This is a genomic window from Armatimonadota bacterium, from assembly GCA_031459765.1.
Taxonomy (GTDB): Bacteria; Sysuimicrobiota; Sysuimicrobiia; order Sysuimicrobiales; family Kaftiobacteriaceae; genus Kaftiobacterium; species Kaftiobacterium secundum.
Map to the genome: position 1 here is coordinate 78,043 of JAVKHY010000004.1, position 12,954 is coordinate 90,996.

12 protein-coding genes are annotated in these 12,954 nt (G+C 69.6%); 11 read left to right on the forward strand and 1 reads right to left on the reverse strand.

From position 1 onward, the window contains the following. Nucleotides 1-17: 17 nt before the first annotated feature. From QN141_06780 to QN141_06790, 3 genes are read left to right on the forward strand one after another with little or no spacing between them, the layout of a single operon-like run. A complete protein-coding gene (locus QN141_06780) occupies nt 18-461 on the forward strand; it encodes a GatB/YqeY domain-containing protein (GenBank protein MDR7558175.1) in 444 nt (147 codons plus the stop codon). After that, nucleotides 458-955, forward strand: coding sequence for an NUDIX hydrolase (locus QN141_06785; protein MDR7558176.1), 498 nt, complete (start codon nt 458-460; stop codon nt 953-955). Before QN141_06780 ends, QN141_06785 begins: the two co-directional genes overlap by 4 nt. Continuing rightward, nucleotides 933-2,342, forward strand: a complete 1,410-nt coding sequence (locus QN141_06790) for an aminotransferase class III-fold pyridoxal phosphate-dependent enzyme (GenBank protein MDR7558177.1) — start codon at nt 933-935, stop codon at nt 2,340-2,342. The genes QN141_06785 and QN141_06790 overlap by 23 nt, the downstream gene beginning before the upstream one ends. A gap of 247 nt (nt 2,343-2,589) precedes the next feature. Here QN141_06790 and QN141_06795 read toward each other — a convergent pair whose 3' ends face one another. Continuing rightward, complete coding sequence (locus QN141_06795; GenBank protein MDR7558178.1) at nt 2,590-3,795, reverse strand: HNH endonuclease signature motif containing protein; 1,206 nt, start codon at nt 3,793-3,795, stop codon at nt 2,590-2,592. Nucleotides 3,796-4,347: 552 nt separating this feature from the next. Between QN141_06795 and alaS the strand changes: the two genes are divergently transcribed. The 8 genes from alaS to QN141_06835 all read left to right on the forward strand — a co-directional run bounded on the left by alaS (nt 4,348) and on the right by QN141_06835 (nt 12,942). Beyond that, nucleotides 4,348-7,116, forward strand: a complete 2,769-nt coding sequence (gene alaS / locus QN141_06800) for an alanine--tRNA ligase (protein ID MDR7558179.1) — start codon at nt 4,348-4,350, stop codon at nt 7,114-7,116. Nucleotides 7,117-7,118: 2 nt separating this feature from the next. Next, nucleotides 7,119-7,613 carry a Holliday junction resolvase RuvX gene (gene ruvX / locus QN141_06805; protein ID MDR7558180.1) on the forward strand — a complete coding sequence of 165 codons (495 nt, stop codon included), beginning with the start codon at nt 7,119-7,121 and terminating at the stop codon, nt 7,611-7,613. Continuing rightward, nucleotides 7,573-7,857, forward strand: a complete 285-nt coding sequence (locus QN141_06810; GenBank protein ID MDR7558181.1) for a DUF1292 domain-containing protein — start codon at nt 7,573-7,575, stop codon at nt 7,855-7,857. The genes ruvX and QN141_06810 overlap by 41 nt, the downstream gene beginning before the upstream one ends. Nucleotides 7,858-7,862: 5 nt before the next feature. Beyond that, nucleotides 7,863-8,855: an endolytic transglycosylase MltG gene (gene mltG / locus QN141_06815; protein ID MDR7558182.1), complete on the forward strand. Its 993-nt coding sequence runs from the start codon at nt 7,863-7,865 to the stop codon at nt 8,853-8,855. Further along, nucleotides 8,852-9,370: a YqeG family HAD IIIA-type phosphatase gene (locus tag QN141_06820; GenBank protein ID MDR7558183.1), complete on the forward strand. Its 519-nt coding sequence runs from the start codon at nt 8,852-8,854 to the stop codon at nt 9,368-9,370. The genes mltG and QN141_06820 overlap by 4 nt, the downstream gene beginning before the upstream one ends. Before the next feature lie 152 nt (nt 9,371-9,522). Further along, nucleotides 9,523-9,999, forward strand: coding sequence for a prepilin-type N-terminal cleavage/methylation domain-containing protein (locus QN141_06825; protein MDR7558184.1), 477 nt, complete (start codon nt 9,523-9,525; stop codon nt 9,997-9,999). Between the two features lie 21 nt (nt 10,000-10,020). Then, nucleotides 10,021-10,614: a prepilin-type N-terminal cleavage/methylation domain-containing protein gene (locus QN141_06830; GenBank protein MDR7558185.1), complete on the forward strand. Its 594-nt coding sequence runs from the start codon at nt 10,021-10,023 to the stop codon at nt 10,612-10,614. A gap of 144 nt (nt 10,615-10,758) precedes the next feature. Then, nucleotides 10,759-12,942 (forward strand): DUF4900 domain-containing protein, encoded by a 2,184-nt coding sequence (locus QN141_06835; GenBank protein MDR7558186.1) that lies wholly within the window; start codon nt 10,759-10,761, stop codon nt 12,940-12,942. The last annotated feature ends 12 nt before the right edge of the window (nt 12,943-12,954 follow it).

A 12,954-nucleotide genomic window follows, 5' to 3' on the forward strand; every position in this document is an offset into this window, starting at 1 on the left:
TTGCGCCCACGCGTGCAATGTCCCTCGCCGACCGTCTGAAGGAAGATCTGAATCGCGCCCTCCGTGCCGGCGACAGCCTCCGTGTGTCGACGATCCGGCTGGCCCGGGCAGCGATTCACAATGCCGCCATCGAGCGGGGCCGCGACCTGACCGACCTGGAGATCCAGGACATTCTGGCGCGGGAGATGAAACGTCGGCGCGAAGCGATTGAAGCCTACACCAGGGCCGGGCGCGAGGACCTGGTACAGAAGGAGACCCTGGAACTGGCCATCCTCACCGAGTACCTTCCGCCGCTGGACGAGGCGCAGTTACGGGCGATGATCCGCGACACCGTCGCCCAGGTCGGGGCCACCGGGCCGCAGGATCTGGGCCGGGTGATGGGAGCCCTGATGCCGCGCCTCCGCGGCCGCGCCGACGGCGGGCTGGTCCAGCGGCTGGTCCGGGAAGCCTTGGGGGCATGACACCGGAGCGCAGCACCTCGCGCCGCAGGCCGGTCAAGCGGGCGCGCAGCGCCGGCGGGGTGGTGTTTCGGAGCGACGGCGGCCGTCCGACTATCCTCCTGCTGCGGCATGAGAGCGGCAGGTGGATGCTCCCCAAGGGGACGATCGAGGAGGGCGAAACGCCCGAGGCCGTGGCCCTCCGCGAGGTGCGCGAGGAGACCGGTCTCTCCCGTGTCCGGGTGGTGGCCGACCTGGGGGAGGAGCGCTACCACTTCTTCTGGCGCTCCGAGGACGCCTACTACGACAAGACCGTGCGCTACTTTCTCCTCGAGTTTCTGGGCGGGGAGGATCCCGCCCCCCAGTCGGAAGAAGGGTTTGTGGCCTGCGAGTGGGTGAGCCTGGACGACGCTCTCGAGCGCATCAAGTACAAAGAAACGCGCGAGGTCGTGCGTCGGGCGAAGGACTATCTCGAGCATACGGGGGAGCGCAGCGATGCGACGACCGGCCGATCCTGACCGTACCGGCGATGCTGTTCGCAGGGTGGATGCCGCCCGGCCGCGGGTCCCTGTTCCCCCGTCGGCGTCTCCCCCGCCGAAGGGCTCCGTCCCTCCGACGGGATCTGTCCTTCCGAAGGACCCCGACCGTCTGGCCCAGGAGGTCCTGGACAAGTACGCCCGCTTCATCAACCCCGGACTGGCCCGCCTCTACCGTTTCGCCAACGTCACGACCGCGGAGTGGGAGGCGGAGGGGGCCGTGGTCCGGGATATCCATGGCAAGGAGTATCTGGACTTCTCGGGAGGACCGGCCGTTTTCAGTCTCGGCCACCGCCACCCCAAGGTTGTGGCGGCGGTCAAAGCGCAGCTGGACCGCATGCCCATGTCGGTCCGCGCCATGCCGCGTCTGCTGGAAGCCGAACTGGCGGAGCTGCTGGCGCAGATCACTCCCGGCGACCTGCAGTACACCTTCTTTGTCAACAGCGGGACCGAGGCGAACGAAGGTGCGCTGAAGCTGGCGCGCCTGGCCACGGGCCGGCCGAACATCGTGGGGGCGGTCGGTGCCTTCCACGGGAAGACGATGGGAGCCCTTTCCGCCTCCGGACGCGACACCTACAAGACGCCGTTCCAGCCCCTGATCCCGGGATTCAGCCACGTGCCCTTCGGCGACCTGGAAGCCCTCGAGCGAGCGGTAACGGTCGAAACCGCGGCGGTGATCCTGGAACCGATCCAGGGGGAGGGCGGCGTGATCATCCCTCCCGACGACTATCTGCCCGGCGTGCGCGAGATCTGCGACCGCACCGGGGCGCTGCTTATCCTGGACGAGGTACAGACCGGTCTGGGCCGCACCGGGAAGATGTTCGCCTGCGAGCACTGGGGCGTCGCGCCGGACCTGCTGACCATGGCCAAAGCGCTCGGCGGCGGCGTGATGCCCATCGGAGCGATCACGGGACGACCGCAGATCTGGAAGATGCTCGAGCAGAATCCCTACCTGCACTCCTCCACCTTCGGCGGCAACCCGCTGGCCTGCGCCGCGGGCGTGGCCACGATCAAGGTGCTCCTGGAAGACCGTCTGCCCGAGCGCGCCGCCGAGTTGGGTCCGTACCTGCTGGAGCGGCTGCGCGACGTGCAGCGCCGTCATCCGACCATCGTCCGGGACGTGCGGGGGAAGGGGCTGCTCCTGGGCATGGAGTTCGCCGATCCCGACGTCGTCCTCCTGATCACCGCGGACGCGATGGAGCGCGGGGTCATCATCTTCTACAGTCTGAACAAGCCGGAGTGCTTCCGGATCGCCCCGCCGCTCGTGGTCACGAAGGCGCAGATCGACCGCGCGGTGGAGATCCTGGAGCAATCCGTCGCCTGGGCGGAGCAGATGGTGGCCGAAGTCTCCGCCGAGACGACGCGCTAGCCGCCGCCGTCACGGGCCGGCGACCTGGTGCCGGCGATCCGGTGGCAGCGACTCAGTGCGGCGACCCCGTGGCGGCGATCCCGCCCAGCGGACGGAATCCCGACGGCCAGAGTTCCGGCGGCCAGCCCACGGCAGTCACAATCCCCGGTGCCGCTATTCCCGGTGGCCGCGATTCTCCGTGGCCGCAATTCCCGGTGACCACACCCCCGGGGAGCCGATCCTGACTCGTTCCCTCGTGGCGGGCGGCTCATCCCGGCGCCGCCGCCGGTCCGCGGCGCATGTCTTTGTGCCGCATCGCCTGCACCGTGTCGCGGCCGAAGATGAGTTCCGCTTCGTAGCCGTTGTGGGCGCGACACCTGAGCTGGATGTTGTCGAGGGTCGCTGTTCCCCCGCGGGCGTACGGAACGATGTGATGGAACTCGAGGAAGCCGCGGGCCTCGCAGCGACGGCCGCCGGGTGAAACGTAGGCGCATTGTCCCTGGTCCCGAGCCCACGCCGCCCGCCTGACCTCCGCCGGAATGTGCCGCGAACGGACTGATGCGTTCGTGGTGTGCTGCCGTGGCGGCGGCTCACCATCTGCTCGACGTCCGTCGGTGTCGCGCTGCGCGGCGGAGTGCCTGCGCTGCGCCAGATCTTTCAGAAGCGCCCGCAGCGCCAGCCTGAAGACTTCCCCCGCATCACCATCGGGAATCCGGTGCCGCAGCAGATCCTGGGCCCGGCGGAGCGCCTGATACATTTCCTCATCTGCGGTGAATTGAATGCGATACAGCCTGGGCGCCAGCGGTTCGACAACGGGTCGCCGTGCGGAGGAAGGCGACGAGAAGCGTGATGCTTCCGCCGGCGCATCAATCAGCGGGGCCCCCAGTGCTCCGGGCCTATCCGGTGCTTCCTGTCCCGCTGCTTCCTGTCCCGGTTTTTCCTCTCCGTGCGCTTCCCCGATGCTATCGCCTTCGGAGGCTTTCGGATCGCGGGCGGCCCCGACCGGCCGCGCAATGGCGGCCGGGATCGGCAACCGGCGCACCGTCGAGGCCACCGGCGGTTGCGGTCGCAGGCGGGCGACCAGGGCTTCCACCTCGTGCTTGGTCTTGCGTTCCGCTTCCGTCAGCAGGGCCACGTGATTCTCCGCCGTCAGGTGAGGGGCCAAAAGCCCCACCGTGGTCAGGTTCACCGCTCCGCTGGTCAGCAGGTCCAGGACCTGAGGGAACCGGCGCGCCACCCGCGCGGCCTCGATGCGGTTGTATGCGGCGTACTCGGAGAGGTGGAGCACCCGAGTACAGTAGGCGAACATCGACGGGCAGCCCTCGGCGAGGTAGAGACGGCGCTCGTCGAAGACGGCCAGGTGAGCAATGAGGGCGGCGGTGGCCTCACGCTCGCGGCGCACCAGGTCCTGGATCCGACAGGTCAAATCCCGGTCGTTGAGTCCTGCGGCCTGGACAAGGATGGATGCGATCATGGCCCTTCTATACGCGGTTGTCGTCGAAGCCGTCAATGACCGGGGTGGATCAGTTCTACTGGGTCCGGACCCAGTTCTGTTCGATCGTCTGGCGTCAGGGATGGCGCGAGTCCGGCGCGAGGGCGGCTCGACGGGGACAGACCGGGACCGGTCCTCTCGGACCCTGGCGAACGAAACTCTGGCGGGAGACCCCCGGCAAACCAAACCTTGACGGAAGACCCCTGCGGGAGACCCCGGCGACCGAGACCCCGGCGAGCCAGGCCTTGGGAAGCGAGACCCCGGCGACCGAGACTCCGGCGGCCTGACCTGGGGATTGACGGGAGCCCCGCGGAATGGCGGAGAGTCCCGCGAAATGGCGAAGAGTGCTGACGCAGACGAGGCGGGGGGATCGGGACGGCAGATTGACAGGGGCCGGCAGCCTCTCTACACTGGGGCCGAGCAATGAAGGAGCTCGCCCCTCCCGAGCGTTCGCCGAACGTCAGCACGTAAGGCGACGGAGGCCTCCGATATCGGCCCCACGAGAGCCCCGGGGCCGTGTATCCTCCGGGGAAGATGGGTGGTACCGCGGGAGCGCTGCTCGCTCTCGTCCCTGAGGGGACGAGGGCGTTCTTTTATGAGGAAGCGATCGAGGTGGAGGAGATGGGGACGACCCGATGGACGTGGCGGCAGGCGGCCGAGACGTTCCTGACGTTCTTCCGGGAGCGCGGTCATACCGTCGTCCCCGGCAGCTCCCTGGTGCCTGCGGGCGACCCCACGCTGCTCTTCACCAACGCCGGCATGGTGCAGTTCAAGGACACCTTCCTCGGCCTGGAACGCCGTCCGTATCTGCGGGCCGCCACATTGCAAAAGTGCATGCGCGTGCAGGGGAAGCACAACGACCTGGAGACGGTCGGGCCGAGCCCCTGGCACCACACCTTCTTCCTGATGCTGGGCAACTTCAGCTTCGGCGACTACTTCAAACGGGAGGCGATCGCCTACGCCTGGGAGTTGATGACCGCCATCTACGGGATCGATCCGTCCCGACTGGTGCTGACCATCTTCAAGGACGACGACGAGGCCTTCCAGGCCTGGCGGGCGCTGGAGATCCCCGCCGCGCGCATTTTCCGCATGGACGAGAAGACGAACTTCTGGATGATGGCCGACGTCGGACCCTGCGGGCCGACCTCGGAACTGCACTACGACTGGGGCCCCGAGCGCTGCACCTGCGGACGTCCCGACTGCAGCGTCGCCCTGGACAACGGCTGTCTCCGCTGGCTGGAGGTCTGGAACCTGGTCTTCATGCAGTTCGACCAGCGGCCCGACGGGACCCGGGTCCCCCTGCCGAGACCCGGGGTGGATACGGGCATGGGGCTGGAGCGTCTGGTGACGGTCCTCCAGGGCACCCGCGACGTGTACGGCACCGACCTGTTCCTGCCCCTGATGGATCGCCTGCAGGCCATTCTGGGCCACGACCGGCGCCGGCGCGAGGAGCATGAGGTGGCCTACCGGGTGATGGCCGACCACGGGCGGGCCATGACCTTCCTGCTCGCCGACGGCGTGGTTCCCGGCAACGAAGGCCGCAGCTACGTCCTGCGGATGATCATGCGGCGGGCGATGCGCTTCTGCCGCTCCACCGGCACCACGGCGCCGTTCCTCGCCGAACTGGCCGGGGCCGTCGCGGAGGAGATGGGGGATGTGTACCCGGAATTGCGCGCGCAGCGGGAGTTCATCGAGGCCGCGGCGCGCGCCGAAGAAGAACGCTTCACCCAGACGCTGACCAACGGCCTGGAGCGGCTGGAGGAGCTCCTGGACCGGACCGCGGAGGCCGGGGCGCGCGTCCTGCCCGGCGAGGAGGTGTTCCGTCTCTACGACACCTACGGGTTTCCGCTGGAGATGACGAAGGACGTGGCGCGCGAGCGCGGGCTGGAGGTGGACGAGACCGGTTTTGCCCGGGCGATGGAGGCCCAGCGCGAGCGGGCCCGGGCGGCGCAGGCGTTTACCCTCCCGGCGGATGACGGCCGCTATGCCCGGCTGGCGGCCGAAGGGATAACCACAGAGTTCGTCGGCTACCGGCGGCACCGCCTGCGGGCGCGCATCAGGGCGCTGCTGGTCCGCGGCCGGCCGGCGGAGCGGGCCGCCGCCGGCGACGAGGTGGAGGTGGTGCTCGACCGCACGCCCTTCTACGCGGAAGGCGGCGGCCAGGTCGGCGACACGGGCGAACTGGTCACGGCGGACGGCCGGGTCGAGGTCCGGGACACCCGCCGCGGGCCGGGCGGGATCATCGTCCACCTCGGGCTCGTCCAAGATGGTGCGATCCGGGTCGGCCAGACGTGCCGCGCGACGATCGACGTCGCGCGGCGACTCGACATCATGCGGAACCACACCGCGACGCATCTGCTGCACAAGGCCCTGCGGGAGGTGCTCGGGGAACACGCCCGCCAGGCCGGCTCGCTGGTGGCCCCCGACCGGCTGCGCTTCGACTTCATCCACCTGGCGCCGCTCAGCGCGGAGCAGCGGCAGGCCATCGAGGTCCGGGTGAACGAGCAGATCACGGCCGACCTGCCCGTGCGGGCGCAGTGGTTGAGCTACGAGGAGGCGGTGGCCCGCGGGGCCATGGCGCTCTTCGGAGAGAAGTACGGCGACCGTGTCCGCATGGTCAGCATCGACCACTACAGCCGGGAACTGTGCGGAGGCACCCACCTCGCGCGCACCGGGCAGATCGGCCTCTTCAAGGTCACCGCGGAGAGCGGCGTCGCCGCTGGCGTGCGGCGCATCGAGGCGGTCACCGGTCGGGGCGCGCTGGATCTGGTCATCCGCCAGGAGCGCGCCCTGCGCGCGATCGCCGAGCAGTTGCGCACCACGCCCGAAGAGGCCCCCGAGCGCGTGCGGCGGTTGAGCGAGCAGATCAGAGAACTGGAGCGTCGGCTGCGCGCCGGCGCGGAGCCGTCCCGCGAGGAGGTCGCCCTGCGCGGCGAGGCCGCCGCCGTCACCGTGGACGGCACGCGCGTCGTCGTCCTCGACGTCCAGGCCGACGACGCCGAGGCGCTGCGTCGCCAGGCCGATCGGCTGCGCGAGGTCTTCGACGCCAGGACGGAGCCCGCCGTGATCGTCCTGGCCAGCACCACCAGCGGCCGCCTGGTCGCGACGCGCACACGCAAAGCCTCGCCGCCGGTCCACGCGGGGGCGCTGCTGCGCAGCCTGGCCGAGGAGTTCGGGGGCAGCGGCGGCGGCCGGCCCGACCTGGGGCAGGGCGGGCTGCGCGATCCGGCGCGGGTGCGCGACCTGGTGGCCCGCGGCCGCGATCCGGCCTTCCTGGCCGCGCATCTGGCGCGCGGGAGGTAGGGATGGGTGGGAGGGTGCTCGCCCTCGACGTAGGCACCAGGCGGATCGGCGTCGCCGTCTCCGATCCCACCGGGACCATCGCGCACAGCCACGCCGTGCTGCCTCGTACCTCGTGGGCCGACCTCCTCCGGCGACTGCGGCGCATCATCGCCGACCAGGAGGTGGAGCGGGTCGTCGTCGGCCTACCCCTGCGTCTGGACGGGCGGGAAGGGCCCGCGGCGGAGGAGGCCCGGGCCTTCGCCCGGCGGCTGCGGCGCGAGCTGCCGCTCCCCGTTGTCCTGCAGGACGAGCGCCTGTCCACCGCAGAAGCGGAACGGGCAATGGTGTTACAGGACGCCCGCCGGGGGGTGCGACGGCGACGGCGGGACGCCGTAGCGGCGGCGATCTTCCTGCAGACTTATCTCGAGCGGTGCCGCAGGGACGCGGGCGCGGCGGACGACGGGGAGGAGGGACGGCGTGACGAATCGCGGGACCACCATCACACTCCTGGACGATGAGGGCCGATCCCACGCCTTCACCCTCGTCGACGTAGTGGAGGTGGACGACCGCCGGTACGCCGTGCTCCAGCCCCAGGGCGAGGAGGGGAGCGCGGTGCTTTTCCGCGTCGAGGGCGAGCTGCTCACGCCGGTGGACGAGGACGAGGAGTTCGACCGCGTCGTCGCCGAGTTGCAGGAGACCGGGGACTACGACGCCCTGACCGTAGTGGACGAGGACGACCGGCGCAGGCGCGGGGTGAACTGACACCGATGCGCCGGGCGGCGGCGGTGACGGCGGGACTCCTGGGTGCAGCGATCGCCGCGGCCGCCTTTGCCGTCTCGAGCGCGCTGGCGCCGGTGGAGCGGCGGGCCCCGGTGCAGGTCGTGGTCATCCCGCCCGGGAGCGGCGCGGCGGAGATCGGCCGGATTCTGGAGGATGCCGGGATCGTGCGCCGGGCCTCCCACTTTGTCTACGCGGCGCGGCTGCGGGGGCTGACGCGCCGCCTCCGCGGCGGAGAGTACCGCCTGTCCCCCGCCATGTCTCTGCCGGAGGTGGTGGAGCGCATCGCCCGCGGCGAGGTTGTGCTCCACACCGTGACGATTCCCGAAGGCCTCACCGCAGAAGAGATCGTCCGAACCCTCGCCGGGAAAGGGCTGGGCGATCCCGTGCGGCTGCGGACGCTGGTACGGGAGGGAGCAGGAGCGTTCCCCCACACCTTCCTCCGGGAGATCCCCACCGCCTCCCTGGAAGGCTACCTGTTTCCCGACACCTACCAGCTGCCGCGCTTCCTCGACGAACGGTTGGTGTTGGCCGCCTTCCTGGACCGGTTCGAAGCCGTCGTCATCCCCGCATGGCGGCGAGAGGGACGGGGACGGAGCCTGCACGAGATCGTCACGGTGGCGGCGATGGTGGAACGGGAGGCCCGCGTGCCTTCGGAGCGCCCGCTCATCGCGGGGGTGATCTACAACCGGCTCCGCCGCGGCTGGCGGCTGGAGATCGACGCCACCGTTCTCTATGCGCTGGGGCGGCACAAACCGGTCGTCACCTACGACGACCTGAAGGTGGACTCGCCCTACAACACCTACCTCCACGCCGGTCTGCCTCCCGGGCCGATTGCCAGCCCGGGACTGGCCGCGATCGAGGCGGCGCTGCGCCCGGCCCGGACGGACTACCTCTTCTACGTCGCCCGTCCGGACGGCTCCCATGCCTTCAGCCGGACGCTGGCCGAGCACCTGGTCGCCGTCCGCCGCTACCGGCCGTGATCCAGCGCCTGCTCACGCCCCGGGAGGTGGCGGCCTCCGTCGCGGATCTCGATCCCGAAGCGCTGCACCGCCGGGGGGTCCGCGGCGTGATCCTCGATCTGGACAATACCATCGTCCCGTGGGGTCGCCGGACCGTCCCCCCGGTTGTCCATGAGTGGGTGGAAGGCCTCCGCCGGACCGGCATCCGGGTCTGCATCGTGTCCAACAACTCCGGGGGGTGGGCCCGACAGGTGAGCGCCTCGTTGGGCGGGATCCCCGTGGTGGGATGGGCGCTCAAACCGGTGCCCTTCGGGTTCAGACGCGCCATGCGCCTGATGGGCACCGCTCCCGCGCAGACCGCGCTGGTCGGTGACCAGCTGTTCACCGATGTCCTGGGCGGCAACCTGCTCGGCGTCTACACGATTCTCGTCGAGCCGCTGTCGCCCCGGGACTGGCTGAGTACCCGCCTGGTGCGTCTGCTGGAAGGACCCTTCCGCCGGCGCCTTGCCCGCCGCTTCCCTCAGGACACCGGCTAGCCCTCAGACTACCGGCTTCCCCCGGCCGTCCTCCTCTCCTCCCGGGGCCTTCTTGCCGATATTTCTTTCCGAATAGGACACAGAAGGCCGTCTAGGCCCCGGGAGGCCGGGGCAAGGAGAGGAGATGAGCGGCCGGCGAGGCCGCAGCCGGGGTGAGGGAGGGGCCGATTACGACACGCCGCCAGTTCCTGCAGGGGCAAACCGGGTTCACGTTGATCGAGCTGCTCGTGGCCACGGCGATCTTCGGGATCGTGGCCATCTTTCTGCTCACCTCGTTCATCCAGGCGCTCAGCCAGGCGGGGTACTCCAACGAGCGGTCCGCGGCGACGACCATCGGGATGCAGGTCATGGAGCAGATCCGCTCCAGCGCCAACCCCTATCAGCTGGTGGCCTTCGACCCGCTGCCGCGGACACCCATCGCCAGCATCGGGCCGTGCCCGCCGGACCCCAACCCGAGCCCGTACTGCGGTCTGGCCAACCCCACCCCCTACGCCTTCGACCTGCAGGTGGACATCAACCAGAACGATGACCTGGGGCTGGTCGACGTCACGGTCCAGGTCTACCGGACCGGATCGGCCGCCGGCGTCCCGCCCATCGTGAGGCTGACGACGATCCTCGATGACCAGTAGATGACCAACAGGAGACCGGCGATGCGCAGAGCAGGCGACAGGCGGACGGCGTCTTCCGGCGAGCAGGGGTTCACGCTGCTCGAACTGCTCATCGGTCTGACGCTGGTGGCGCTCGTCATCGGCGTGGTGGGCGCGTTGCTGGTTACCGGCGCCCGCGCCGCCAAGAACACGAATAGTTTCCTCCAGACCCAGGCCCAGGTGCGCGCCGGATTGGACAACATGGTGGAGGAGATCCGGTGGGCGCAGGAGGTCCGCGCGGCTGCGGCGCAGTCGGTCACGCTGTTCGTCCCCCAGAGCACCCCCTTCTCGGCCAGCAGCCCGTACACCGTGACCTTCGCCTACAACGCCGCGGACGACACGATCACACGCCAGGAGGATCCGGACGCGGACGGCCCGCAACCGGCCGGACCGCCGACGCCGATCGCCTACCTCGTCGTGGATCCGGGCGGCGGGGCGGGACTGACCCTGGAGTACTTCGACACCACGGGAACCTCGCTGGGGTCCGCACCGCCGTCGCCGGGGGACGTCTCGCGGGTCCGCATCTTCATCACGACGACGAAGGACGGGTTCAGCCGGACCTTTGCCGGCGACGCGGCACTCCGCGGCCGGTTGTAGCCGGTTGTCGGGAGAGTCGGTTGTCGTAGCGGAGTCGGTTGTGGGAGAGGAGCCGGTGTTGGAAACGACAGGATCGCACCGCGGCCCGTGCCCGGGCGGGGCGGGCCACCGGTGCAGACCAGGACAGAAGGACGGGACAGTCTCATGAGACGTCGAGGATGGGGGGAGCAGGGCTTCGCCATGATCGCCGTGCTCTCGGTCATGCTGGTGCTGACCGTGTTGAGCCTCCTGGTCCTCCACGTGACCGGCAAGGAGGTCCGCCTGGGCGGGGTGCGGCGCCTCGGAGCCCAGAGTATCTATCTGGCGGAGGGCGGCGCCAACGCCGGCCGGGCGGGGCTGATGGCGTTCCTGCACCAGAACCCCTCGGGACCGACCCCCTCCGATCCGACCGGGCAGTGGTTCTCCGTGCACGACTCGCTGAGCGAGACCATCCTGGACAGCAACCTGTATTCGGCGGGGAATCCCTCCACGCAGAACGCGCTGGGGCTGTTCGACTACCTGGTGGTGGACGGCCAGCGGTTCACCCTGGGCACGACCAGCGCCACAGAGTGGCAGGCCTTCTACACGGACTGGAGCCAGCCCTACGCCCACCGCAAGCTGGTGGCCGGGCCGAGCGGCACCTCGCCGCTCCGCACCGCGGCCTGCACTCCGGCGCAGGCGGCCGCGGTGTTCGGCAGTCCTCCCACCAACACCCTGGGGCCGGGAACCTACCGTTCCACGGTCGTGGTGTGTCCGCGTCTGGCGGCGCATCCCAGCGACCCCGGCCAGCCAGCGCGCTACGTCCAGAAGCACGTACCCGGTGTCTATGAGTTTTTCTACTCCTACATGGTGGTCAGCGACGGCGAAACCGATCCCACCAGCCGCCGCCGGGTGGTCCTGACCGGGGACTTCAGCATCATCGTGCAGCGCCAGACCTTCGCCCAGTTCGCCCTGTTCACCCACGTGCACACCACGCCGAGCGGGGGCGCCATCTGGTTCACGGACCGCACCTCCTTCGACGGACCCGTGCACACCAACGGCGAATTCCGCTTCGCCTTCTTCCCCAAGTTCAGCGACCGGGTGACCAGCGCGGGGTGCACCAACGCCGCCTGCACCAACACCGACCGGGACTACGCCTGGTTCAACAACCTGGGCAGCTCGATCCGGCGGCGGCAGAACGAGAACGTGGTCAGCGGCACCCGCCGCGACGCCCCGGTGCAGTTCGACTCGACGCCGTCGGTCTACACGGACGACAACGACAACGCGCCGGCCAACTTCACCCGGGGCGCGGCCCGGATTACCATTCCGCCGTCGTCCTACAACCAGCGGGCCATTGCCCTGGGAATCGACCCGGCCGACACCGCTCCGAACAGCTGGACCAGCTCCCAGTGGAACAACGCGATCCGATCGGCCGTCCCCGAGCTGGCCAACAGCTCCTCGTCGGTACCCAACGGCATCTACATTCCCGTGGTGGACGCCAACGGAAACGGCGTCTCCGATCCGAACGAAGCCCTCGCCGGCGGTGTCTACGTTCAGGGGAACCTGAGCAGCCTGACCTTCAGCGTCTCCGGTCCGACGAACAACCTGGCGGTCTACACCTTCGTCGCTGGCAGCCAGACGGTCACCATGACGGTGAACCGGGCGGCGGGCACGACGACGATCAACAACACCTGCTGGAACCCGGAGGCCTCCTGCACGCAGAGCGGCACACGAACGTTTGTGGGGGTGCCCAAGGGCTGGCAGGGCGACCCGACCTCCAACACCAACTCCACCGTCATCTGGGTCAACGGCAACATCGCCGGTTCCAGCGCGACCCAGGGGGTAAGCGGCACCCTGGAGGAGAACGAGCAGGTGACGGTGGCCGCCTCGGGACGCATCGACATCGTCAACCATATCCGCTACGAGGATCCGCCCAACGTCTCCGATCCCAACGACAACCCGAAGAACGTCCTGGGCCTGTACTCCACCGACGGCGACATCCGGATCACCACCGCGGCGCCCAACGATCTGGTCATCCACGCCGTCCTGATGGCCGGCCGGCCCGGCGCGCGCGACTGCTACTCCATGTCCTGTCCGGTCGTCACCGTCGATCAGTACAACAGCGGATCGCCCCGCGGCCTCGTCCAGCTCGTCGGGGGGCTGATCGAGGAGGAGTACGGCGCCTTCGGCACCTTCGACTCCAGCACGGGAGCGGTGCAGACGGGGTACGGCCGCGACTTCAAATACGACCGGCGGCTCGCCCGGGGCATCCTCCCGCCCTTCTTCCCGACGACGACCCGGTTCGAGCTGGCCGAAGGGTCGGGCAAGCTGGCCGGGGTCAAGCCGGTCTGGCGCGAGTCCACGCCCTAGGGGGGAGGTCGG